Source organism: Bacillus cereus group sp. Bc031 (genome assembly GCF_027716265.1).
Taxonomy (GTDB): domain Bacteria; phylum Bacillota; class Bacilli; order Bacillales; family Bacillaceae_G; genus Bacillus_A; species Bacillus_A paranthracis.
On the sequence record NZ_JAQFUL010000019.1, the window covers coordinates 37,064 to 60,756 of the forward strand.

Genomic DNA, 23,693 nt, shown 5'->3' on the forward strand with positions numbered 1-23,693 from the left:
CGCGCGACATTCGTCACGCGTTTTTTGTTTTTGTAAATTTATGAATTGCTTTCCACGCTTCTTCTTTCCCAAGTCCTGTTTCAGAAGAGAATAGAACGACTTCATCGCCACTTTCAATATCAAGCGTTTCTTTTACAACTTTTAAATGCTTTTGCCATTTCCCTTTCGGAATTTTATCGGCTTTCGTTGCAATAATAATGGTTGGAATGTCATAATGCTTTAAGAAATCATACATCATTACATCATCATTTGTTGGTTTGTGGCGTAAATCAACTACTAATACAGCTGCATCTAATTGCTCACGTGTTGTAAAATACGTTTCAATCATTTTACCCCAAGCCGCGCGCTCTGTTTTAGATACTTTCGCATATCCGTAACCTGGAACGTCCACAAAGTGCATCATCTCATTAATTAAGAAGAAGTTTAATGTTTGTGTTTTTCCTGGTTTAGAAGAAATACGTACTAACTTTTTACGATTTAAAATTTTATTAATAAAGGAAGACTTCCCGACATTTGAACGACCTGCTAATGCAATTTCTGGTAAGTCACCGTCTGGATATTGTTCTGGTTTAACAGCACTAATTACAATGTCTGCTTTTGTTACTTTCATTGTTTCACTCCTACTAATGCGTGCTCCAATACTTCATCTAAATGAGATGCAAGCACAAACGTAAGGTTTTCTTTTACGCTCTCTGGAATATCATCTAAATCTTTCTCATTTTCCGCTGGTAAAATAATCTTTGTTAAACCTGCGCGGTGAGCACTTAATGTTTTTTCTTTTAAACCACCAATCGGTAATACACGACCACGAAGTGTAATTTCACCTGTCATCCCCACTTCTTTACTTACAGGAATACCTGTTAGCGCAGAAATAAGTGCCGTTGCCATCGTAATACCTGCTGACGGTCCATCCTTTGGAACTGCTCCTTCTGGAACATGAATATGAATATCATTTTTCTCATGGAAATCAGGATCAATCTGAAGCTCTTCTGCACGAGAACGAATATAGCTAAACGCTGCTTGTGCGGATTCTTTCATAACATCCCCAAGTTTCCCTGTTAAAATTAATTTCCCTTTACCTGGCGCTACGGACACTTCGATCGCCAGTGTATCGCCACCTGCTGCCGTATACGCTAAACCTGTCGCCATACCAACTTGGTCTGTTTTTTCAGCTTGCCCATAACGGAATATGTGCTTACCAAGTAAATCAACAACGTTTTTCTCTGTTACTACAATACGCTTACGTTCTGCTGTAACGATAATCTTTGCTGCTTTACGACAAACCTTTGCAATTTGGCGCTCTAATGTACGAACACCAGCCTCACGTGTATAATAGCGGATAATTTCAAGAAGCGCTTCATCACGTACTTGTAAATTACCTTTTCGTAAGCCATGCTCTTTTAATTGTTTCGGCAATAAATGTTCACGAGCAATGTGAACCTTTTCAAGCTCTGTATAGCCAGCAATCGAAATAATTTCCATACGGTCAAGTAACGGACCTGGAATACTGGAAAGTGTATTCGCAGTTGCTACAAACATAACTTTCGATAGATCATATGGTTCTTCAATATAATGATCACTGAAGTTATGGTTTTGTTCTGGGTCTAACACTTCAAGTAATGCTGCTGAAGGATCTCCACGGAAATCGTTATACATTTTATCAATTTCATCTAATAAGAAGACTGGATTAACTGATTTCGCCTTTTTCATACCTTGAATAATACGTCCTGGCATTGCTCCAACGTACGTACGACGGTGACCACGAATTTCAGATTCATCACGCACACCACCAAGGGATACACGGACAAAATTACGATTTAATGACGTTGCAATAGAACGCGCTAACGAAGTTTTTCCGACCCCAGGTGGTCCTACTAAACAAAGGATAGGCCCTTTTAATGAATTCGTTAACTTCTGTACCGCTAAATATTCAAGTACGCGCTCTTTCACTTTCTCAAGACCGTAATGATCTTTGTTTAAAATCTCTTCAGAATGAGCAAGATCAATCATATCTTCTGTTGCCTCTGTCCACGGAAGTGCTAATAACCAATCGATATAATTGCGAATAACACCGCTCTCCGCAGAACTTGCTGGTAACTTTTCATAACGATCTAATTCTTTCAGTGCGGCCTTCATTGTTTCTTCAGGCATTCCTGACTGTTCAATTTTCTCACGAAGTTCTTCAACTTCCCCGCCCTTACCTTCTTTATCGCCAAGTTCAGTTTGAATCGCCTTCATTTGCTCACGTAAAAAATATTCTTTTTGCGTGCGCTCCATTGAACGTTTCACTTTTTGTCCAATTTTCTTTTCTAAACTAAGTAATTCTTGTTCATCTTGAATAATTGAAATAAGTGTATGTAATCGTTCTTTCACAGATATGATTTCTAAAATCTCTTGTTTCTGCTTCGTTTTAATTGGCAAGTGAGAAGCAATTAAATCCGCTAATCTTCCTGGCTCTTCTACATCAGCTACCGTTGCAAATGTTTCATTTGAAACTTTTTTCGAAACTTTAATATATTGTTCGAAATGCTCCAGTAATGTGCGCATAAGAGCTTTCTCTTCTAAATCAGCTTCCACTTCTTCCGTTATCGTTTTAATAGAAACTTGCACTACATTTTCTTCTTCGATAAACTCTACTACTTCTGCTCTATGTAAACCTTCTACAAGGACACGAAGCGTACCGTTCGGCAATTTTAACATTTGCTTCACTTTCGCCACTGTACCTACACTATATATGTCATCTTCTTTCGGATCATCGATATTCATTTCTTTTTGCATTGCTAAAAAGATGATATTTTCATCCATTGCCGCCTGCTCTAGTGCTTGTATCGATTTATCACGTCCTACATCAAGATGCAGAACCATCGTTGGATATACGAGAACGCCTCTTAATGGTAGGAGGGGCACGATTCTTTCATTCGTATTCATACTAGACATAGCACCTCCATAATAAATTAAACTCCTGTTCAACTATTTTATATTACAATACATCTAGATGCAATTGCAGAGATTCTCCGCAACTGTAAATCCCTCGTTTTTTCTCCCTTATAAAAGAAAAAAGACTCCGCTTAAGCATACAAACTTAAACGAAGTCTGGCAAATACTATTATCGTTCATTCTCACATTGATTGTGCATCTGTTTCGTCTATCGTAGTATGTACATCGAGCTCTCGATGTATATTTTCCTGTATAAACGTTAGCTCAAATACTTCCTTCAACTTCCGAACAGGAATAATTTCAATTCCTTTTATTGTATACAAAAATGGTTGCATGTTTTCAGCAGGAATGATAACTTTCTTAGCTCCTGCCTTTTTCGCAGCTTTTACTTTTGCGTACACACCACCGATAGGTTTCACTTCCCCGTGTATACTTATCTCACCAGTCATCGCTACTTCATTATTCACATACGTATGATGCACTGCTGAATACACACCTGTTGCCATAGCAATTCCCGCCGAAGGCCCATCAATCGGGATACCACCTGGAAAATTAATATGTATATCGTACCCTTCTGGCAATACATCTAGAGATCGAAGCACTGTTAATACATTATCTACAGAACCTTTCGCCATACTTTTACGACGAATGGATTTCGTTTGACTACCAATACTTTCCTCTTCAACAATTCCGGTAACATTTACCGATCCTTTATCTTTCGCCTTGATTGCTGTTACTTCAATTTCTAATAACGCACCTGTATTTGGTCCGTATACAGCAAGTCCATTTACAAGACCGATTCTCGGAATAGGGTAAATGCGTTTTTCATACTTCGGTGTAAGTTGACTAGAGTGAACAACCCACTCTATATCTTCATCTTTAATGAAAGGACGTTCTTCATTTATTGCCATTCCAGCAGAAATTTGTACAAGATTAATCGCTTCTCGCCCATTTCTTGCATACATCCCGATCATTTCAATACCATTTTCACCGATTTGCATTTCCACTTTGTCAGCCGCATTCTTCGCTACTTTTTGAATTTCTTCTGTATCTAACTCACGGAAGAACACTTCTAAACAGCGCGACCGAATAGCAGGAGGTATCTCATCTGGCGAACGTGTCGTCGCCCCAACTAAGCGAAAATCGGCTGGTAAACCTTTTTGAAAAATATCATGTATATACGTTGGAATCATCGTATTTTCTTCACTGTAGTATGCACTTTCCAAAAACACTTTTCGATCTTCTAGCACCTTTAACATTTTGTTCATTTGAATCGGATGTAGTTCACCTATCTCATCAATAAACAAAATACCACCGTGAGCATCTGTTACCGCACCTTTTTTCGGTTGCGGAATACCTGCTTGCCCCATCGCACCAGCACCTTGATAAATTGGATCATGCACCGAACCAATTAAAGGGTCTGCAATACCACGTTCATCAAACCGAGCTGTCGTCGCATCCAGTTCAATAAATGTTGCATTTGTGCGAAATGGAGATTTTGGATTTCGTTTCGCTTCTTCTAATACGAGACGTGCTGCCGCTGTCTTTCCGACACCTGGCGGACCATATATAATCACATGTTGCGGGTTCGGACCACAAAGAGCCGCTTTTAACGACTTAATCCCGTCCTCTTGCCCTACAATATCTAAAAAGGATGTAGGACGCACCTTTTCCGCAAGCGGCTCTGTTAAAGAAATCTCGCGCATTTTACGAAGCTGTTCTAATTCTTTTTTCGATTCTCGATCAATTGAAACTTTTTGTGTTCGCTGATTTCGAAGTAAATGCCAAAAATACAATCCGACAATTACACCAAAAACAAGTTGAACAAGTAAAAATATATTTGTCCAGCTCATCATTTATTTCCTCCCGCAATGTTTTATCTCTTAGTATTTCCGCGGAGGAACATAGCTAAACATAAAGAAAAACAGCAATTATAAAAATTGCTGTTTCTCCTTCGCATTATGCAGATGTTTTTGTATCAAGTACAGTACCGTCTTGTAACACCAATTTTGGTGCTGCATTATCAGCTACTGTTTCTTTTGTAAGAATACACTTCTCGATATCTTTGCGAGATGGTAGCTCGAACATTACCTCAAGCATTAAGCCTTCAATAATAGAACGAAGTCCACGAGCACCTGTTTTACGTTCAATTGCTTTTTTCGCAATCTCAATTAGTGCGCCTTCTTCAAACTCTAACTCAACATCGTCAAGCTCCAATAGTTTTTGGAATTGCTTAACAAGTGCATTTTTCGGTTTCGTTAAAATATCAACAAGAGCATCTTCATCAAGCGGCTCTAGGTTCGCAATAACTGGAAGACGACCGATAAACTCTGGAATTAAACCAAATCTTAAAAGGTCCTCTGGTAATACGTGAGATAAAACATGCTTCTCATTTACATCAGCATTTTTCTTCTCAGAACCAAATCCAATTACTTTTTCACCAAGACGACGTTTAATAATTGGCTCGATGCCATCAAACGCTCCACCACAGATGAATAAGATATTCGTTGTATCAATTTGAATAAACTCTTGATGCGGATGCTTACGGCCACCTTGAGGTGGAACGCTTGCTACAGTACCTTCTAAAATTTTCAGAAGTGCCTGCTGCACACCTTCACCAGATACATCACGTGTAATTGATGGATTTTCGGACTTACGTGCCACTTTATCAATCTCATCAATATAAATGATTCCTTTTTCCGCTTTCTCTACATCATAATCAGCTGCTTGGATTAATTTAAGTAAGATGTTTTCTACATCTTCCCCAACGTACCCAGCTTCAGTTAAAGATGTTGCGTCCGCGATTGCAAATGGAACATTTAAAATACGCGCTAACGTTTGTGCCAGTAATGTTTTACCACTACCTGTTGGCCCGATAAGTGCGATATTACTCTTCGCTAATTCTACATCATCAATTTTGCTGTTAGAATTAATGCGTTTGTAATGGTTATATACCGCTACCGCTAGTGCTTTTTTCGCGTTATCTTGTCCGATGACATACTCATCTAAAATTTCACGAATTTCTACCGGTTTCGGTACATCTTTGAATTCTACTTCTTCGTCTTTCGCAAGCTCCTCTTGTACAATTTCAGTACAAAGTTCGATACACTCGTCACAAATGTAAACACCTGGACCTGCAACTAACTTTCGGACTTGCGTTTGTGTTTTACCACAGAAAGAACATTTTAATTGCCCTTTTTCATCATTAAATTTAAACATATTTTCACACCCCTTACAAAGTGCTAACCTCTTGCCTTCGTATGTACACGATAAATGTATCGTATGTAAATACATATTATGTCACTACGTGGCGAGAAATACAAATAATATGACTAGTTATGTACAAATAAAAAGTTTTTAAAACTTTTGAAATATGTATATTCGACTTATTAAGGAAGTTTTCCTTCTTCATCGAAAAGTTTTATAAATATATTTCTATATTTATAAAACAAGGCACGATTAAAATCGCGCCTTGTTATTTTATTATGCAGCGTTTTCTACTAAGAAGTCTACAGCTTTACGAACTTTAAGATCTTCAGCTAAAGCGTCTACGCTTCCAAGAGCTTGCTTGATAGCGTCTACTGGCATACCGTACATTTCAGCCATTTTTTCAACTTCTGCAGTTACTTCTTCTTCAGTAACTTCGATGTTTTCAGCTTCAATGATAGCTTCAAGAACAAGGTTGATTCTTACGCGTTTTTGAGCGTCTTCTTTCATTTGCTCTTTTAACTTGTCAGCATCAGTACCTGTGAATTGGTAGTAAAGCTCAAGGTTCATACCTTGTTGGCTTAAACGTTGCTCGAATTCACGAACCATACGATCTAACTCAGTGTCGATCATAGCTTCTGGAATGTCGATTTCAGCGTTAGCAGCAGCTAATTCTACTACTTCGTCACGTACTTTGTGCTCAGCTTCGTGCTTTTTGCCTTCTTCTAAGTTTGTGCGAAGTTTTGCTTTTAATTCATCAAGAGTTGCAACCGCTTCGTCAGCTTCTTTAGCGAACTCGTCGTTTAACTCAGGAAGTTCTTTTGTTTTGATTTCGTGAACTGTTACTTTGAATGTTGCTGGTTTGCCAGCTAATTCAGCAGCATGGTACTCTTCTGGGAATGATACTTCAACGTCTTTAGACTCACCAGATTTAAGACCAATTAATTGCTCTTCGAAACCTGGGATGAATGTACCAGAACCGATTGCTAGAGAGTAGTTTTCGCCTTTTCCGCCTTCAAATGCTTCGCCATCAACGAAACCTTCGAAGTCGATTACAGCTGTATCACCGTTTTCAACAGTTCCTTCTTCTTTAACAACTAGCTCAGCTTGACGCTCTTGTAAAGATTTTAATTCGTTCTCTACATCTTCGTCAGTTACAGTTGTTTCAACTTTTTCTACTGCTAAACCTTTGTACTCACCTAATTTAACTTCAGGTTTCACTGTAACTTTTGCAGTGAAGATAAGGTTAGCATTTTTTTCGAACTTCTCAATGTCGATTTCAGGATGAGCAACTGGGAAGATACCAGCTTCATCGATTGCTTCACCGTATGCTTTTGGTAAGATGATATCTAAAGCATCTTGGTATAAAGATTCAACACCAAAGCGTTGTTCGAATAACGGACGAGGCATTTTTCCTTTACGGAAACCTGGTACGTTGATTGTTTTTACTACTTTTTTGAACGCAGCGTCGATAGAGTTGTTTACTTCTTTAGCATCAACTTCGATTGTTAAAACGCCTACGTTACCTTCTAATTTTTCCCATTTTGCAGCCATTTATTCTTTCCCTCCAACTATAATAATGTATGCACATACCTCTATAGATTAAGATCTTCATTATCTCTTTTTTGAAATAACAAAAGTACAAATAATCCTCTAGCAAAAGCTTTCAGATATAATGTTCCAATCTACTAATTGCCTAAAAGACAACTACGGTATATTTTGTTCGAGAATAATATGAAACATATTAAGTAAGAGAATTACACTTCTCTTCTCTTACAAACAGGCAGATTTCTGCCTTTTGCAACCCTTACATTATAACATAGAATATGCTCGTTTCAAGAACCGAACGATTCTTTTTCATAATTATACGGGCAAATATCCTTCTCTTTCGACACGTAATAACCATTGATAGGCAATATGAAACTCTTCTAATTCAATATTATACGCTGTCATAAGCTCTTCTTCATCAATAGTCAACCCGAAACGCTTTCTACCAATTCTCTCTAAAACAGCAGCCCAAATCTCCACTTTATCCATTAATAGAGCGAATGGGAAAATGCTAATTTGCAATTCTTTCCAATATGTAACCATCGCATCAAATATATCAGGATAATTTTGCTCTAATCGACTTGATAATCTATGTATAATGTTATCGGATTGCTCCTCATTATGACCTGTAAATGCCGGAATTACCTTGATCGTATTCCCAAACTTTTCTACCTCTATCTCTTCTTCTATTTGATTTTCTATCATTTTATATAAAATAGAAGTTTTCAAATAAGGGTGCTGTTTTTCGTCTATTAAAAATTTCTTTAAAATAGGTAATGCAAGATCCAAGTCTTTTAACGAAAGTTGCTGAATCGCTCTTAGCTTTTGCCCAAAGTTTTCTCCAAATATTTCATTAGTAAATTCATCTAACTCAAAATTCGAATCAACTCGTGATGTATCTACTTCATGTAACATACCTTCTGCAAATAAAGCGAGCTGTGCTAATTTTTCCTTTTGCTCAGGCATTACATCTTTCGTTTGCAAAACTTTTTCAACAGTTTCAATAACGCCTTCATAATCATTTGTTTGAACTAAAATTGTCACATACGTTTCAAGAATATCACCAAATAAGACCGCTCCTGTTTCCAGTAACTGTTCACATTTCTCTTTCGCTTCTTCCATATATTTTAATTCTAACAAACAAATAACCGAAGCTAGTTCCGTTTGTTCCGTTTCTGCATTATACTGACGTAATATTTCAAAGCAGCGCAATGCATCTTCGAATTTCCGCTCTTTCAGCGCTAAAAAACCTTCATCAATATAGCGCTCTGATAGTTGCGGAAACAATACGACCGTATTTTCTTTTTTATCCATACGTCCGCCTCTTTTTCTAGATTTTAATTATCTTTAAAGTAAATATATCAAATGAGTAATGAGAACACAACATCCCGAAACCCTTTGTTTGAAATATAGAAATATTTAATTTTTATATTTCAATACAAGTGAATTCCTACTCAAAATTAAAAATATGCAAATAAAAACCCTCAGCAATTCAAGCAGAGGATTCATCATTAATGGAAAGCTTTTATAATAGTGGGGTATATAACAAGGGTAATAATTTGGAGAACAATAATTGCCATAACAATCATGCTAAAGTAGAAGATTGGTTTACTTCGCTTCATTAAAAACATAATGATAAGCATCGTACAAGCAAACAAACTTAAGAAGAACAAACTCGTTGTCGAACTAAGTATACCACTCGGGACAAAGAACAATAACACTACACTACAAGTACCTATAATTCCAAATAACCATTCCATTCATTCACTCATTCCCTTTCCCTCTCATGGTAGTTTCCTCTAAGCGATTAAATGTTTTACAACATCAACTACATACGTTAATTTCTCATACGCTACAAATCCAAAAGCAACTGTTAAACCCGTTACGATTAATCCCTTCATTATTTCTTCCTCCTCGTTTTATCGTTGTTACCTTCATTATAGAGGATTAGCAATTTGTTACCATCGAACTACCTTACAGAATTGTAAGATTTCAAAGAGAGATTGAAAAACACCCCATATCGCTTGAGGTGCTTTCACGGAATTTCTCTATAATCACTTGCAAAATTAACTTTTTTCTCTTGTTTATTTTTCGGAGAATCCACTCTTAAACTAATAGATTTACTAAATAATTTCGGATTGAAATAATAACAACAATCCGTTTGAGGACAATATACACAATACACGTCTATTTCTTCTTTATTCACTTCTTTTGTAGCGACTCCGCTTGCTGTAGAATAACTAGATCGGAATCTTACTTCCAGTATCCCTCTTGCATTCAACTCTCTATATTTCACTTGCACCCTTTTAAATACCCCGCCCTTATATACTACAAGATCAAAGGGCGAATGCTCTGTTTGTGGTATTAAAATCATATATCCTTTTTCATACAAATCAACTTGTGCCTTTAAAACAGCTAAATCTCCTTTTGTTTTTGTATGATGGTACACTTTTTCTCAGCACCTTTTTACATATTTTCAAAATAATATTCGTTCCTTTTCTTAACTTACCTCCCAACATTTTCTCATTAAAAGAAAACTCTTTGTTAAAACCATGTTAATATATTTTTGTATAATTAAGAATTTAATTTACAAGGGGGATTATATATGTTCAAAAAAGTAGCTGCTGATGTTTTAGGGTTAAGTGATGTAGGTTCTGTAATTACACCGAAAGATTATGACAAGGTCGATGCTGATGATTACGTAATGCATGAAGATGGAGAGAAAATTTATTTTCTAATTAAATCGAAATCAGATGAATATTGCTTCACAAACAAAGGATTACTTCACCTAGATGGTACAAGTGCGACAAGCAAAAAACGTACACTACGCCGCTTTAGCTATAGTAAATATCAAATTAAAAACGTAGCGCTTGAAACTGCGGGAACGATTGATTTAGATGTAGAAATTAAATTTCAAATGGGAGATGAACATTATTCAATTGATGTTCATAAAAAACATATCGAGGAATTAAAAGATTTATATAAAGCTTTACTTAAAATCGAAGAAATTTCATACGACAACGACATTACATTGCAGTATGCACATAAAAGTTTAGATATGGCATCTAACGCTTTTAGCCGTATTTCAAACGCACAAGTAAATTTAGCAGAGCAGTTTAAAGAAATGAATGAGATTGCCTTTAACTGGCTTGTTGATACGAAGAAACAATATAATGTGAAAGATTATGGTTTTGTATTTGAGAAGTTTATTAATAACTAAACAAGAAACCCTTGTTATCAAAAGATAACAAGGGTTTTTCAGCGTCCTAGAAGATGTTCAAACTCTCGGCCTGCTCATTTCCGTACTATTTTATATATTTTGATCGCAGTCTTAATATATCTTCCTCTTCTCGAATACCTGCCGATCCTTTCCTCACATTTTTTACGATAGTCCAATCCGGGTTGGTTTCATCACCGATGTTCTGTACTGTAAAGTTGCCATCACCATATTTTCGGTGACCTTCTGCCAATTTCTCCGTTAAATCGTTCTCATTTGATCTCGCCATCTTTGCGCCATCTCCCTTTTTTATACAACCTTCTTAAACTGTCTAACCAATCACAGGTCTAGTCAATTGGAGATTCTCGTTTTCCGCTTCTATTCATTGTAACACACTAACGGGGATAAGTTTCGATAACGGTTGCTCAATCGTACGAGGGCGGTAAAAAGTTTTATAATATTGTAAGTGAACAGTTAGGAGAATCTGGATATGGATTTGAGTTCCATCATAAACCTATTGATTCTTGAAATGAAATAAGAGGAATAGGGCGCATAAATGGCGCTCTTTTCTTCATGCACTTTAATCCGTTACACATAATAATTACCATATATTACGTCATATTTTTTACACCTTTTGCACATACATCAATTTGTAGACAAACAAAAAACCTTGTTATCAAAAGATAACAAGGTTTTTTTTAGCGTCCCAGGAGAGATTCGAACTCCCGACCGACGGCTTAGCTTACCACCATAGCTTTCGCTACCAGCAATTACTGTTTGTAGTCTGGACTATATCTTCACCATTTCAGGTGCGACACGTGTAGTCTCTACGGAACCTCACGATGATTTTCATCATACTTCAGAGTCTTTACCATTAAGTTTCACTTAATCATTCAAAACTCCTTAATCTTTTTCAAGATCGTAAGTTTCCTCGGTATTACCATCAGCCGAACTGTTAAGGCTTCACCGATATAGTGTCGTCCACTTTATAGGTTCTTGTTTCCCTATAAAGGCTCCTATTTTTCTTGAAGGCCGTTGCTCTATCCTGCTGAGCTACTGGGACATGGAGCGGGTGAAGAGAATCGAACTCTCGACCAGAGCTTGGAAGGCTCTTGTTTTACCACTAAACTACACCCGCATATGTTATTTTATTTTTCTTCGTTAGCGCCGTTGCCCTATCGACAATATTTATTATATGTATAACCATACATAAAGTCAACACCTTTTTTAAAAGAGGATAATTTTTCTTATCCTCTTTTAAAAACTGCTTGTTCAACTAGCTGTCCGTCTAGTGTTTCAAAACGAACTTCCATTTGATTTTCATCCATTTCTAATAAAGCAAATGTTTTTTCTACACGCTGACGCGGTAATAAAATACTGCCTGGATTAATAAATAAAACGCCGTCGATTAATTCCGCACCTAATACGTGAGAGTGTCCGAAGCATGCAACTTGCGCCCCTACCTCTTCAGCATGGTACGCTAATGTTTGTAACGTCATTTTCACGTTATGACGATGTCCGTGCACAACTATGAAACGAACACCATCTACATCAGTTACAATTTCGTCTTGAAAGTTAGCATAATCACAATTCCCTTTTACAACATGGAAACCTTGCAACTCTTCATGAGCAGGCGTTAGCTCTGAATCACCGCAATGAATCATGATATCTACTTTCCCTTCATACTTCTCTTTTAACTGCTGTAATTCCTTCACAGAGCTATGACTATCGCTTACGATTAAAGCTTTCATCAATCTCTCTCCCTTATTCTCCTAAAAACCATTCAGGGATTTTTTCTTCTAGCTTACGTAGAGCACGTCCGCGGTGACTAATAGCATTTTTCTCATCTGAACTTAGTTCCGCCATCGCTTTTTTATATTCTTCCACATAAAAAATCGGATCATATCCAAAACCGTTTTCCCCGCGGCGCTGTTCTAAAATATACCCTTCGCACGTCCCATTTACAATGACAGGCTTTTTATCCCCTTCAGGGAAAGCCACTGCTAATGCACAGTAGAAGCGAGCTTTACGCTTATCAAACGGTATTTCATTTAATTCTTGTAAAACTTTATCAATATTCGCTTGATCATCTTTCGGCTCTCCAGCAAAACGTGCTGAATATACACCTGGTTTCCCGTTTAAAGCATCTACAATAAGACCTGAATCATCCGCAATTACAATTGCATTCAATTGTCGACTCAAACTGTCCGCTTTTAAGATTGCATTTTCTTCAAATGTTTCACCAGTTTCTTCGACTTCTTCAATATGAGGAAAATCGTGTAATGATTTCACTTCTAAATCAAATCGCTCAAATAACTCAGCAAATTCACGTACTTTCCCCATATTTTTTGTCGCTACAACAACTTGTTTCATTTTTTCCACCTCTACTCTATATGAGATACGATGTCACCTAACGCTTCTTTTTGCATATCGATCAGTTGGAAAATGCCTTGTTCTGCAGCATCAAGTAATTCATTTAACTGCGCTCTACTAAACGTCGCTTCTTCTCCAGTTCCTTGCACTTCAACGAACTGACCTTTTCCAGTCATAATTACGTTCATATCAACGTCTGCTTTAGAATCTTCTGCATAGTTCAAATCTAAAACAACACCTTGCTCTTCAACAATCCCTACTGACGTTGCTGCTAAATAATCTTTTACTGGAATTTTAGATACTTTTTCTGCTTGTAATAACTTCTCAAACGCTAATACCATCGCTACGTATGCACCTGTAATAGAAGCAGTTCGCGTTCCACCATCCGCTTGAATAACATCACAATCAATCCAAACCGTTCTCTCACCAAGCGCTTCTAAGTCAACTACCGCACGTAATGCTCGTCCAATTAAGCGCTGGATTTCCATTGTACGTCCTGTTACTTTCCCTTTACTTGACTCCCTAATTGTACGTTGTTCTGTCGCACGTGGAATCATCGCATATTCAGCTGTTACCCAGCCCTTTCCTTCTCCACGCATAAATGGCGGGACGCGCTCTTCAATTGTCGCTGAGCAAATTACCTTTGTATCCCCAACCTCAATTAACACTGATCCTTCTGGATGTTTTAAATAATTCGTATGAATATGTATATGGCGTAATTCTGTTTTTTCTCTACCATCTACTCGCATAAAAATAACCTCCTCATAACTACTTGTTAGTATAGCCAAATTTAAATGTATGATATGTATACAATAAAAGAAGAGGAACCCAAAAAGCAATTCCCCTTTCTTACTTAAGTATATCAAATTATTGGCGATTAAAAACTACCTGTATTCACGTTTTCTGGACGATCTACAGGTTTTATTAACTTTCCGCCCTTTTCATCTATAAGATTTGCTTTACCATTTACTTCAATAGAAACGCTTTTCACGCCTTTCTTTTCTGTTAAAGATAAAACTAATGACTTCAATACGTAATTTGAAATCATATTTTTATCTGGGTTTATAAATATATTTTCATTAAAGTTTAATGTAAGATTTCCATCTTGTAATTTCGGATTCGTAATGAGCTTAACTCCTGGATTGAAATCGTTCAGAAGAGATTGATGAATCGGCCCTTTTACAAGTTCATCTACAATTGCTGCATAATCATTTTCTTTTCCTTCTACAACGCGGCGTGTTACTGGTACGTAGTATTGCTGTTTATTATTATTTTGTGCCATAAAATAAAGTGTTACTGGTTTTGTATTTGTTACATCCGCTACTTGCTCATCATCGAAGTTAATACCGTTCGCACGGCTCACCCCTTCACCAAGCGGTGTACCACCAACAGGCATCTTCGCTAATTTTTCACCATTTATTTGGAACTGCACTTGTTTTATTTCTTTAAATTGCGTCAACGTCCATGCAATAGATTCAACGATTTGACGTTCTTCCTCTTTTGCATAGTTTTTCATTTCTTTAGAAAAATCAATGACTGCCGTCCCATCTTTTTTCAAGTTTAGGGTCATCGATGTATTCGCCGGAATGACTGCACGGAACCCATTCGGTAACAAATTCGTTACCGGTCCATCTTTCACAAGGTACTCTAACGTTTGCTGAATAACCTCATTTGCTTTCGGAGTAGGTATAGCTAACGTTTGCGGTACAACATAGCCATTTTTATCAACAAGGTATAGTTCTCTATTCACCGTTTGTCCTTGCTTATCTTTCTTAGATACTTCTTTCTTTCCACCCTCTGTATACGTAACTTGTTTTGGCGGATCAATTTGCTCCGTTGCTTTCTCTTGATTTATAAAGCCACACCCTGTTAGTAAAACAGCGCTCACAGTAGCACCAACAACCCATTTAAAAGTGGATTTAGGCATGCCATTCCCCCCTAAAATCTAAGTTTGTACTATTATGTATACGAGCTGTTTCATGTTTTAGAACAAGCTGTGTTCCCTATAAACAAAAAAACTCCTGATTTCTCAGGAGTTCACTTATATGAATTCTATTATTATTCTTTTTCTAAATAAATATGTTTTACATTTTCAATCGGTTGACCGAACCATTTTGATGCAATTTCTTTAAATAGGCCTATTTTTCCTGTTGTTAAGAAGAGATGATCACTTTGTTCCTCTCCCTCATTCAACATTTTACTATGGTATAAAATGGTACTTACTTCACGTGCCGTTTCATCACCAGAACTAATGAGTTGCACTTTATCTCCCATTACTTGTTTAATAACAGGACCTAAAATTGGATAATGTGTACAGCCTAAAATAAGCGTATCAATATCAGTGTTTTTCAGCGGTTGCAACGTTTCTCTTACAACTTCATACGCCATTTCACTTTCGAAATTACCGCTCTCTACAAGCTCAACAAAAGGTGGACACGCTAAACTTTCTACCATAACACGATTATTAATAGACTTTAACGCTTCTTCGTATGCACCACTTTTCACCGTTCCAATCGTTCCAATAATCCCAACATGATACGTGTTTGTCATTTTTAAAGCTGTACGTGATCCTGGGTGAATAACTCCTACCACTGGAATTGGTAATTGTTTCTGCATCTCTTCTAATACAACTGCAGTTGCTGTATTACATGCAATAACTAACATTTTGATATTTAAATCTAGTAAATGCTCCGTCATTTCCCACGTAAATTGACGCACTTCTTCTCGAGAACGTGGACCATAAGGGCAACGTGCTGTATCCCCTAAATATATAATGCGCTCTTTCGGCAACTGACGAATTAATTCCTTCGCCACTGTTAAACCACCAACTCCTGAATCGATAACACCGATTGCTCTATTCAACTTCATCACCCGTTTTCTCATTCATCATCTTATTTTATCATTATATTTTTCACACTTTAAGTTCGCTCACTTAAACTGCTTCTATATGAAAATTTTCATTTGTACCTGTATAGACTAGGACCTTTTTTATTTTGCTCCTTTTTTTCATAATTTGCAAGACAGAAAAACAACCGACCTTCTATATGAAAGTCGGTTTCTTCTATAATAAAGTACATCTTTAATGCTCCATCTTTTTTTGGAAAGAAGACATTCCTATTAATAAGAAGAAATGAGCAGAAATTAACATGACGATTAAAATAAAATTGAAACGATAACTATTTGTAGATTCCATAATTTTGCTCGCAACAGCTGGTCCAAATGCCATACCGAAAAAGTTAATTAAATTATATAAGCCAAGACCGACTCCAACTTTAGCTGCATGTAATGTTTTCGGTATAAATGTGTTCAATGATACTTGAATGGCAGAATAACTCATAAATGTCAAAATAATCGCCAATACAATAACGACTATACTTCCATTCGGAATAAACCCTAAAATTAAAAAGCCAACAATCATAATGACAGACGCTACATAAATCATATTCACATTTCCAAACGAAGGGACAATCTTTCCAGTAATAAAACTAGACACAATACCAAAGAGTGATGCAACAAATAATACAATTCCGATAACAAATGGAGACAATCCGTGCTCTCTTCCTAACAGTAATGGCAACAATAATAAATTAGCACATAACGCCACATTAATTATAAATCCGACTGTTATTAAACGAAGAAATGCTTTGTTCGAAAACAACTCAATATCGATAAATGGATGCTCCGCTTTCTTCATACGAACCGTGAATAAAAATAAAGAAATTATCGATAACACAAATAGCCAACGATTCATATTGATACCTAGTAAAACAGTCGTAATGAATGCAAATAGTAACGCCGCTCCAATATAATCAAAATGAAACGTTTCATCCGTATGCTGCATTTCTTCTGGCATAAATTTTATAAGCAAGAAAATCCCCACTACTGAAATAACCATAAATAAAAATAAATATGGCCACCCTAGTGTATTTGTAATAGCCCCGCCAACTAAAGGGCCAATACCTACTGCTAATGCAATAGAAGAACTAATCATCGCTAACGCACCAGGCTTCTTATGAGGAATAACTAATTTGGCCACTGCAATCATACTAAGCGCAATAAACGCTGCACCCCCGCTCGCTTGCACTAATCTTGCAAGAATGGTAATCACATAAGATTGATTCATAAATCCAATAATAGAACCCACTACAAATATGATAATCGAAATAATTAATAGTTTTTTTACACTGTAACGATCAGCAAGCTTCCCATATATCATTGAACCAATACCGACAACTAAAGAATAACCTACTACAACCCAACTTACTTTCGATTGACTAATAGATAAATCATGAGCAATATCCTCTAACGCAACATTAAATAAAACCGCATTCATCGGTCCTAATAAAACGATAAAACATAATGTGAAAACAAACCATTTTGAATGATTGTTTATATCTTCCCCCATGTGTAACACCTCTCCTGATTGTAGTAATTGAAAACGAAAAATGAAGTTGTTTAGCTCTTCTATTATCACTAGACAACTTCATCAAATGTATACATTTATCGCGCGACAAATTGAATTCGAAACGAAACATGTACGTTGTTCGATATTCATGGAACTATCATAGTTTCAGCATTACAGTTTGTCAACGAAAAATATACAAAGTAAACTAATTTAGTGTTTTTAGTTTACTTTGTTCAAAAATTGTTATACACTAATTTCGAATCCGATATAAGGAGGACTAACACGGTTATTCAAATTTGCAATTTCTAACTTAATAAAATAATGAACTTGTATACGGAAGAAACATTACAGGAGGATTATGATGAAGAAAAAAATGTTAGTTGTATTAACGAGCGTTGAAAAATATCCAAATTTAAATCGAGCTACTGGCCTTTGGCTTGGTGAAGCTGTTCATTTCGTTAAAAAAGTTGAAGAAGCTGGTTACGAAGTAGATTATGTTAGCCCACAAGGTGGTTATACACCGATTGATCCGCATAGTTTAGCAATGGCGGAGAGCATCGATTGGGAATGGTATCAAAAGAAAGAATTTATGAATCGTCTCGGTTCTACAATGAAACCGAGTGAAGTAAATCAGGAAGACTACGCTGCGATTTATTACGCAGGCGGTCACGGTGTAATTTGGGACTTCCCTGAAAATAAAGAACTCCAAATGATTAGCCGTAGCATTTATGAAAATGGCGGAATTGTTTCCTCTGTTTGTCACGGAGCTGCCGGTTTATTTCATATCACATTAAGTAATGGGGAACGCTTAATTAGCGGTAAAAAAGTAACAGGATTCTCAAATGAAGAGGAAAAACTAGCTGAATTAGATCAATTCGTTCCATTTTTAACAGAAGATGAACTCATTAAAAATGGAGGACTTTACGAAAAAGCTGCACAGCCTTGGGAAGCTTTTGCTGTAGAAGATAATCGTGTTATCACTGGTCAAAACCCAGCTTCAGGCGGTCTAGTAGCTGAATTAGTATTACAACACATAAACAAATAACATGTAATAAAAAAAGCAGATTTTCCTATAGTAATGGAAAATCTGCTTTTTTTACGAAATCATTTGCAAAATAGCCATAACTTCTTTTTCAATTTCCGAATCATCAATTGCTTCTATATACTCCGGTTTAAACAGTTGATACTTCTTTAGTTGATAAAAATCAAGTATCGCTTTCTTTAACGTAATATCGTACTGAATACAAAAAGAATGATCTATTATACGTCTTAACATCACATCATCTTGCACCATAAATAATTGTGCGTTCATTTTATTAAAGTAACCTTGTTCCATACCAGCTTCAAAAAACATTTGCAAATTATGATTACGATTTTGTTGTGCAGCGACTAACCGATCAGATAAGTGCGGATATGCCTCTTTCAAATCTTGTAAAAAGACATCTGAAATGTATGTCACACATTTTAAAGAGTGAATAAACGTCTTTTGGAAACGTTCTGCAAAAGACATACTTTCATCTTGATTATCCGCATCCCCTTCAAGAAGATAGTTCATAAAATCTTCTACCACAGCTTCAATAATCTCATCTTTTGAAGAAAAACGTTTATATAAAGTAGCTTTACTAATATCCATATACTTCGCAATTTCATCTATTTTCAATTGACTAAAACTCGTTTTTCTAATAACGGGCTTTATTTTATTAATATAAGTATTTGCACACGCAACTTTTCTCATTAAAAGAGCCTCCCCTTTTGTCCATACAAAATAGTATAGCAAATTCACGATTAATTATAAATGAAGTCACTATACTCAATACATCTTTTTAGTTTAAGGGGTCATTTATCCTATAAAAAAAGTGCCCGCTACCTTTATGAGTAACGAGCACTTTTTCTATACTTTATTTACAGCTCTTCTTATAGCTTTCCCTATTTCCATACTAGACTGCGGATTTTGCCCTGTAATTAAACGCCCATCTACTACGACGTGCGGCGTAAAATTTGGAGCAACATAAAACAAAGCCCCTTCTTCTTTCAATTTATTTTCTAACAAAAACGGCACTCGCTTTTCTAAATGCACAGCTTTTTCCTCATCATTTGTATAACCTGTTATATGCTTACCCGCACTAAAAAACGAGCCGTCCTTATTTTTCACACCGACTAAAGAACTTACTCCGTGACAAACAGCCGCTACAATTCGGTTGTTGTTGTACATATTCACAATTAAATTTGCAACATATGGATTACCTGGAAAATCTACAATCGCCCCGTGTCCACCACCAAATAAAACCGCATCATAATCCGAAAAATGAACATTTGAGATTGGTTTCGTATTTTGCAATAAAGAAGCGACATGCTTAAATTCACGAGGTATCCCGTTCGGAATAGAAACTCTATCAATCGGCACTCTACCGCCCTGTATCGACACAATATCAACATCAAACTTAGCCTTTTTAAACAAGTTATAAGGAGCTGCGAGCTCTTCCAGCCACAAACCAGTCGGGTGTCCATTCATATCATGAGCGCTTGTTGAAACTAACAATATCCTTTTCAACATATCCCCTCCTTACTACTTATTTATGTATGGAGTGTTCTTATCATTCATGTAGCAAGCGGAAAAAACGATAACAACAAGCTGACCCTTTGTATAAAAGTCAGCTTGTTGTTATCGTTTGAATTCTTTCGTACAAAGATGTTCACAACTTTATAGCTTTTATCTCCAACGCCACGCAATTGTTGTATCCTCCATATGAATAGCAGGTATATCAATCCCTAAATACCGTTGATCATCCTCATCAAAAATAGACCAATTGTCTTCATATAAAAATTCAGGGTCTATGCTTTCAAAATCAAATATACTATCTTCGTCTACCATCTCACGAAAATACTTTTGGAACGGTTTACTATTCTCGTATAGACGAATTGTTCCATACATCCATGGCATGTCTCCAAAAACATCTTTAATTTCACCTATCTCCATATCTTTAAAATACAACTTCATATTTGCACCTTCTTATCCATAAATGACTAAGATACCCATTCTAAATACCACATCATGTTTTAGAATAGTTATTTTTAACACTTCTTTCTTAAACGTATCTTCCCTCTCAAAGTCCGAGATACCTTTTTTAAGTTCAAAATACAAACAAAAAAATAGCCGACTCTCTTATAAAAGTCGGCTTTCTTTTTATAACTCGAGCTCTCCCATACGAAGAAGCTCAACAACTGCTTGTGAACGTCCTTTAACCCCTAGCTTTTGCATTGCGTTTGAGATGTGGTTACGAACTGTCTTTTCACTGATAAAAAGTTCACCTGCAATTTCCTTCGTTGTTTTATCTTGAACCAGTAATTCAAATACTTCTCTCTCTCTCTTTGTGAGTAAAGGTTTAGATTGATACGCTTTTTCCTTCAACTGGTATAACCCTCCTTGCTTAAGCCAGAGCTGTGTATGTGTAAGTTGGGTGTTTATTTAGTCAAGATATTGTATGAACGAAATGTGCGGGTGGTGAATGAAAATGGGCTTTATTTCACATGTTATTTTAGACTTTTATACAGTGCGTTCACTCTTTGTATCCACTTACTTTTCGGTACGCCATATTTGTTCTAGTAATATGCTGACAACTGTACCTACGAACAAACCATTTCCAAATATATATTGTATGACAGACGGCAAGGACTGGAGCGCTCCAGACGGTAAAAACATAACGCCGCTACCAAATAATACTGCAACGCCTAAAATTGTTACATTCCTTTCATTAAGCTCCACTTGTTTTATATTATTTAACCCAATTCCATTTAACTGTACGAAAGAAGCCATTAAAACCGCAGATGCGACAGCGGATGGTAAAGATGCTAAATAACGAATAATACTTGGGAACAGCGACATTACGACTAGTAACATACATGCTAGTAAGAACGAACGTATATATTTTTGTTTCGTTAAACGTATAAATCCTGCCGTTGCCGGTAACGGCACGACACCTACAGTTGAAAATATGGAAGAAATGATGTGTGAAATGCCTCCAACCCACGTTCCATCCTTCAACTGTTTCTGTTCAATAGTCGCTTTTTGAATGGTAGCTTGATTAATCGCTATAATAGCTGCCACTGTATTTGAAACTAAAATACATACCATAACGAAACTTGATACTGCCATACCTGTATTCCATTTTGGAAGTCCCCAAGCAAATATTTGCGGAAGTTGCACAAAATGAGTTACTTGAGATGGAATCGTCACTTTTCCTGCAATGAGAAAAAGAATCCACCCACTAATTAATCCTATTAAAACCGCATAACTTTTGACAAAACCTTTCCCAAAATTAGATAGTATAATAACGAAAAGAAATATACTAAACGCAATTATCACTGTAAATGCATCAATTTGAGAAACAGTAGCAGTAATCCCTAGCATTCCTTTTAGGAATACACCGCTTAATTGTAAGCATAATAAAAGTAAAAACGTCCCTGTCACAAGTGGCGTAAATAAAAATAAAATACGTCCGATGAAACCAGTTACTCCTAGTCCTATTAAAATAACACCTGAGATTATCATTCCTAATTCTAAAATTTGCAATGTACTGTGTAATTGATCTTGCCCGACAGTTGCGTAAGCAAGTACGGTAAATACGCCAACCCATGATCCAGCTGGTCCATCTGCAATTGGTAGTCTATGTCCAAGCCACCCTTGTAAAAAAGAAGATATACCAACTACAAAAAATGTACGCTGCATTAAATAAAATATTTCCTCCGTCGTAAGATGAAATAATCCGCCAACGACAATTGGTAATGCGATTGAATTCGCTAATAAAAATATAAACCATTGCAAAGTTCCCATAATATGATTTTGGTTATGTTGATTGTCCAAATTTTTCATCCCTTCCATACATTTCACATAGAAATACACACTATACTATTACGTAGCTTTTCGAAACAAAACTTTTTGTCCCTTCGATTTCTTCCCGTATCCAAATGTCGCAGTGTACACTCCACAAACGATAAAAACAGCTCCGATTATTTGAATAGCTGTTACACTTTTCTGCAATATAATATAGCCTACCACCATCGTAACGAATGGTTCTAAATTTAAAAACATGGCTGCTGTTGATGCTTGTGCTTTTCTCAATTGATTATTCCAAGCCAATGTACAAATTCCATGCATAAGTATTGCTGTCACAATAAGAAGCGACCAACTCTCTATAGAGTATTTCAACGTTATGTGAGAAAAGGTAAAAGCAAGAAACGGTAGCATAATTAAAAAACCAAAAATTGAAGAAAAGAATGTAATCAAAAACATATCATCTCTGTTCCCCAATTTCCGAATTAAAACGATAGATAAAGAAAAAGATAGCATCGTTATAAAAATCCATATTAACCCTTCTGAAAAGACAAACCTCTGCCCAACACCAATTACAAAAAACACTCCAAAAGTAGCAATTCCCCCTCCTATTACTAACTTAGCTGTTAACGGTTCGTTTAAAATAAATACCGCTAAAATAGAAGTCATGACAGGAGTAAGTGCTAATATTAGCGCAGCTGTTGTTGGATCTGCTGTTTGTAACCCTTCATAAAAAGACCATTGATTAATCGCGACACCTATGACTCCAATTAATAATACACCTTTCATTTCATTCTTTTCTATATATAAGCCTTTCTTACACATAATAGCGTACGCTAGAAAAAACAAATTAATAAATAGTAAGTGAAGTGTCGTTAACAACACCGGATGAAATGTATTCACTAAAATCGCACCAAATATAAAATTACTCCCCCAAACTACTACACATATAAACAGTAATATATATGTACGTGTCATCTATTCCCCTCCTTTTCTCGTAAAAAAGAAGGATTCCTATTCTTTCATTAGGAACCCTTGAAAAAATATATATAAAGTGAAACTTTAATCAGTGGGGGTTTTGTTCATCCCCCACTGATTATTAGTTGAACCAATCGGACTTTTACGGACAGTTGATCCCCCACCTAACTTCTTTGCTTCCGCTGAATTTTGAGGTG

At 36.3% G+C, this 23,693-nt stretch carries 23 protein-coding genes, 1 tRNA gene and 1 pseudogene; 3 read left to right on the top strand and 22 right to left on the bottom strand.

What is annotated here, in order from left to right:
• Positions 1-13: 13 nt before the first annotated feature.
• The 8 genes from ysxC to PDQ33_RS10170 all read right to left on the bottom strand — a co-directional run bounded on the left by ysxC (position 14) and on the right by PDQ33_RS10170 (position 10,141).
• Positions 14-610 carry a ribosome biogenesis GTP-binding protein YsxC gene (gene ysxC, locus PDQ33_RS10135; RefSeq protein ID WP_000869113.1) on the bottom strand — a complete coding sequence of 199 codons (597 nt, stop codon included), beginning with the start codon at positions 608-610 and terminating at the stop codon, positions 14-16.
• Positions 607-2,937, bottom strand: coding sequence for an endopeptidase La (gene lon / locus PDQ33_RS10140; protein ID WP_270393967.1), 2,331 nt, complete (start codon positions 2,935-2,937; stop codon positions 607-609). Before lon ends, ysxC begins: the two co-directional genes overlap by 4 nt.
• A gap of 182 nt (positions 2,938-3,119) precedes the next feature.
• Positions 3,120-4,790 carry an ATP-dependent protease LonB gene (lonB, locus tag PDQ33_RS10145; RefSeq protein ID WP_061132264.1) on the bottom strand — a complete coding sequence of 557 codons (1,671 nt, stop codon included), beginning with the start codon at positions 4,788-4,790 and terminating at the stop codon, positions 3,120-3,122.
• Positions 4,791-4,896: 106 nt separating this feature from the next.
• Complete coding sequence (clpX, locus tag PDQ33_RS10150; RefSeq protein ID WP_000472282.1) at positions 4,897-6,156, bottom strand: ATP-dependent protease ATP-binding subunit ClpX; 1,260 nt, start codon at positions 6,154-6,156, stop codon at positions 4,897-4,899.
• A 264-nt stretch (positions 6,157-6,420) separates the two neighbouring features.
• Complete coding sequence (gene tig, locus PDQ33_RS10155; protein ID WP_000729258.1) at positions 6,421-7,698, bottom strand: trigger factor; 1,278 nt, start codon at positions 7,696-7,698, stop codon at positions 6,421-6,423.
• A gap of 309 nt (positions 7,699-8,007) precedes the next feature.
• On the bottom strand, positions 8,008-9,006 hold the full coding sequence (locus PDQ33_RS10160) for a hypothetical protein (protein ID WP_061132100.1): 999 nt from the start codon (positions 9,004-9,006) through the stop codon (positions 8,008-8,010).
• 197 nt (positions 9,007-9,203) lie between these two features.
• Positions 9,204-9,452, bottom strand: coding sequence for a hypothetical protein (locus tag PDQ33_RS10165; RefSeq protein ID WP_001983650.1), 249 nt, complete (start codon positions 9,450-9,452; stop codon positions 9,204-9,206).
• 275 nt (positions 9,453-9,727) lie between these two features.
• Positions 9,728-10,141 carry a group I intron-associated PD-(D/E)XK endonuclease gene (locus tag PDQ33_RS10170; protein WP_000274735.1) on the bottom strand — a complete coding sequence of 138 codons (414 nt, stop codon included), beginning with the start codon at positions 10,139-10,141 and terminating at the stop codon, positions 9,728-9,730.
• 156 nt (positions 10,142-10,297) lie between these two features.
• Between PDQ33_RS10170 and PDQ33_RS10175 the strand changes: the two genes are divergently transcribed.
• Positions 10,298-10,912 (top strand): PH domain-containing protein, encoded by a 615-nt coding sequence (locus PDQ33_RS10175; RefSeq protein ID WP_000475206.1) that lies wholly within the window; start codon positions 10,298-10,300, stop codon positions 10,910-10,912.
• An 85-nt stretch (positions 10,913-10,997) separates the two neighbouring features.
• Here the strand turns inward: PDQ33_RS10175 and PDQ33_RS10180 are convergent, their stop codons facing one another.
• Positions 10,998-11,198 carry a hypothetical protein gene (locus PDQ33_RS10180; protein ID WP_000124456.1) on the bottom strand — a complete coding sequence of 67 codons (201 nt, stop codon included), beginning with the start codon at positions 11,196-11,198 and terminating at the stop codon, positions 10,998-11,000.
• A gap of 152 nt (positions 11,199-11,350) precedes the next feature.
• Between PDQ33_RS10180 and PDQ33_RS29160 the strand changes: the two are divergent.
• A pseudogene (locus PDQ33_RS29160) lies at positions 11,351-11,437 on the top strand (DUF6572 domain-containing protein); the annotation flags it as partial.
• A gap of 536 nt (positions 11,438-11,973) precedes the next feature.
• On the opposite strand, the gene PDQ33_RS10185 reads toward PDQ33_RS29160, so the two are convergent.
• The 7 genes from PDQ33_RS10185 to PDQ33_RS10215 form a co-directional block, all read right to left on the bottom strand.
• Positions 11,974-12,047: transfer RNA gene (locus PDQ33_RS10185), tRNA-Gly, on the bottom strand.
• Positions 12,048-12,156: 109 nt separating this feature from the next.
• Positions 12,157-12,660, bottom strand: coding sequence for a metallophosphoesterase (locus PDQ33_RS10190; RefSeq protein WP_000645498.1), 504 nt, complete (start codon positions 12,658-12,660; stop codon positions 12,157-12,159).
• Positions 12,661-12,673: 13 nt separating this feature from the next.
• Complete coding sequence (locus PDQ33_RS10195) at positions 12,674-13,282, bottom strand: XTP/dITP diphosphatase (protein ID WP_061132090.1); 609 nt, start codon at positions 13,280-13,282, stop codon at positions 12,674-12,676.
• Positions 13,283-13,293: 11 nt separating this feature from the next.
• Positions 13,294-14,031 carry a ribonuclease PH gene (gene rph, locus PDQ33_RS10200; protein ID WP_001261765.1) on the bottom strand — a complete coding sequence of 246 codons (738 nt, stop codon included), beginning with the start codon at positions 14,029-14,031 and terminating at the stop codon, positions 13,294-13,296.
• 128 nt (positions 14,032-14,159) lie between these two features.
• A complete protein-coding gene (gerM, locus tag PDQ33_RS10205; protein ID WP_001126762.1) occupies positions 14,160-15,209 on the bottom strand; it encodes a spore germination protein GerM in 1,050 nt (349 codons plus the stop codon).
• A 131-nt stretch (positions 15,210-15,340) separates the two neighbouring features.
• Positions 15,341-16,150 (bottom strand): glutamate racemase, encoded by an 810-nt coding sequence (racE, locus tag PDQ33_RS10210; RefSeq protein WP_000773996.1) that lies wholly within the window; start codon positions 16,148-16,150, stop codon positions 15,341-15,343.
• A 211-nt stretch (positions 16,151-16,361) separates the two neighbouring features.
• Entirely contained in the window at positions 16,362-17,687 is a 1,326-nt protein-coding gene (locus PDQ33_RS10215; RefSeq protein WP_000503385.1) for an MFS transporter, read from the bottom strand.
• A gap of 361 nt (positions 17,688-18,048) precedes the next feature.
• On the opposite strand from PDQ33_RS10215, the gene PDQ33_RS10220 reads away from it, so the two are divergent.
• On the top strand, positions 18,049-18,732 hold the full coding sequence (locus PDQ33_RS10220; RefSeq protein ID WP_061132089.1) for a type 1 glutamine amidotransferase domain-containing protein: 684 nt from the start codon (positions 18,049-18,051) through the stop codon (positions 18,730-18,732).
• 51 nt (positions 18,733-18,783) lie between these two features.
• Here PDQ33_RS10220 and PDQ33_RS10225 read toward each other — a convergent pair whose 3' ends face one another.
• From PDQ33_RS10225 to PDQ33_RS10250, 6 genes are all read right to left on the bottom strand, one after another.
• Complete coding sequence (locus PDQ33_RS10225; RefSeq protein ID WP_001233027.1) at positions 18,784-19,422, bottom strand: TetR/AcrR family transcriptional regulator; 639 nt, start codon at positions 19,420-19,422, stop codon at positions 18,784-18,786.
• Positions 19,423-19,578: 156 nt separating this feature from the next.
• Positions 19,579-20,241 (bottom strand): type 1 glutamine amidotransferase domain-containing protein, encoded by a 663-nt coding sequence (locus PDQ33_RS10230; protein WP_000919613.1) that lies wholly within the window; start codon positions 20,239-20,241, stop codon positions 19,579-19,581.
• Between the two features lie 156 nt (positions 20,242-20,397).
• A complete protein-coding gene (locus tag PDQ33_RS10235; protein ID WP_270393978.1) occupies positions 20,398-20,685 on the bottom strand; it encodes a hypothetical protein in 288 nt (95 codons plus the stop codon).
• A 186-nt stretch (positions 20,686-20,871) separates the two neighbouring features.
• Entirely contained in the window at positions 20,872-21,096 is a 225-nt protein-coding gene (gene gerE / locus PDQ33_RS10240; protein ID WP_000659484.1) for a spore germination transcription factor GerE, read from the bottom strand.
• 165 nt (positions 21,097-21,261) lie between these two features.
• Positions 21,262-22,566 (bottom strand): purine/pyrimidine permease, encoded by a 1,305-nt coding sequence (locus PDQ33_RS10245; RefSeq protein WP_270755497.1) that lies wholly within the window; start codon positions 22,564-22,566, stop codon positions 21,262-21,264.
• Positions 22,567-22,596: 30 nt separating this feature from the next.
• Positions 22,597-23,496 carry a DMT family transporter gene (locus PDQ33_RS10250; RefSeq protein WP_270755496.1) on the bottom strand — a complete coding sequence of 300 codons (900 nt, stop codon included), beginning with the start codon at positions 23,494-23,496 and terminating at the stop codon, positions 22,597-22,599.
• Between the last annotated feature and the right edge of the window lie 197 nt (positions 23,497-23,693).

Bases quoted from the DNA above. Each gene is read 5' to 3' on its own strand.
- PDQ33_RS10175 (WP_000475206.1), top strand. From the start codon at position 10,298: ATGTTCAAAAAAGTAGCTGCTGATGTTTTAGGGTTAAGTGATGTAGGT.
- racE (WP_000773996.1), bottom strand. From the start codon at position 16,150: ATGAAGTTGAATAGAGCAATCGGTGTTATCGATTCAGGAGTTGGTGGT.
- PDQ33_RS10220 (WP_061132089.1), top strand. From the start codon at position 18,049: ATGAAGAAAAAAATGTTAGTTGTATTAACGAGCGTTGAAAAATATCCA.
- PDQ33_RS10195 (WP_061132090.1), bottom strand. From the start codon at position 13,282: ATGAAACAAGTTGTTGTAGCGACAAAAAATATGGGGAAAGTACGTGAA.
- tig (WP_000729258.1), bottom strand. From the start codon at position 7,698: ATGGCTGCAAAATGGGAAAAATTAGAAGGTAACGTAGGCGTTTTAACA.
- clpX (WP_000472282.1), bottom strand. From the start codon at position 6,156: ATGTTTAAATTTAATGATGAAAAAGGGCAATTAAAATGTTCTTTCTGT.
- PDQ33_RS10245 (WP_270755497.1), bottom strand. From the start codon at position 22,566: ATGGAAGGGATGAAAAATTTGGACAATCAACATAACCAAAATCATATT.
- PDQ33_RS10225 (WP_001233027.1), bottom strand. From the start codon at position 19,422: ATGAGAAAAGTTGCGTGTGCAAATACTTATATTAATAAAATAAAGCCC.
- PDQ33_RS10230 (WP_000919613.1), bottom strand. From the start codon at position 20,241: ATGTTGAAAAGGATATTGTTAGTTTCAACAAGCGCTCATGATATGAAT.
- PDQ33_RS10250 (WP_270755496.1), bottom strand. From the start codon at position 23,496: ATGACACGTACATATATATTACTGTTTATATGTGTAGTAGTTTGGGGG.
- PDQ33_RS10190 (WP_000645498.1), bottom strand. From the start codon at position 12,660: ATGAAAGCTTTAATCGTAAGCGATAGTCATAGCTCTGTGAAGGAATTA.
- PDQ33_RS10160 (WP_061132100.1), bottom strand. From the start codon at position 9,006: ATGGATAAAAAAGAAAATACGGTCGTATTGTTTCCGCAACTATCAGAG.
- PDQ33_RS10235 (WP_270393978.1), bottom strand. From the start codon at position 20,685: ATGAAGTTGTATTTTAAAGATATGGAGATAGGTGAAATTAAAGATGTT.
- lonB (WP_061132264.1), bottom strand. From the start codon at position 4,790: ATGAGCTGGACAAATATATTTTTACTTGTTCAACTTGTTTTTGGTGTA.
- ysxC (WP_000869113.1), bottom strand. From the start codon at position 610: ATGAAAGTAACAAAAGCAGACATTGTAATTAGTGCTGTTAAACCAGAA.
- lon (WP_270393967.1), bottom strand. From the start codon at position 2,937: ATGTCTAGTATGAATACGAATGAAAGAATCGTGCCCCTCCTACCATTA.
- PDQ33_RS10215 (WP_000503385.1), bottom strand. From the start codon at position 17,687: ATGGGGGAAGATATAAACAATCATTCAAAATGGTTTGTTTTCACATTA.
- PDQ33_RS10165 (WP_001983650.1), bottom strand. From the start codon at position 9,452: ATGGAATGGTTATTTGGAATTATAGGTACTTGTAGTGTAGTGTTATTG.
- gerM (WP_001126762.1), bottom strand. From the start codon at position 15,209: ATGCCTAAATCCACTTTTAAATGGGTTGTTGGTGCTACTGTGAGCGCT.
- PDQ33_RS10180 (WP_000124456.1), bottom strand. From the start codon at position 11,198: ATGGCGAGATCAAATGAGAACGATTTAACGGAGAAATTGGCAGAAGGT.
- rph (WP_001261765.1), bottom strand. From the start codon at position 14,031: ATGCGAGTAGATGGTAGAGAAAAAACAGAATTACGCCATATACATATT.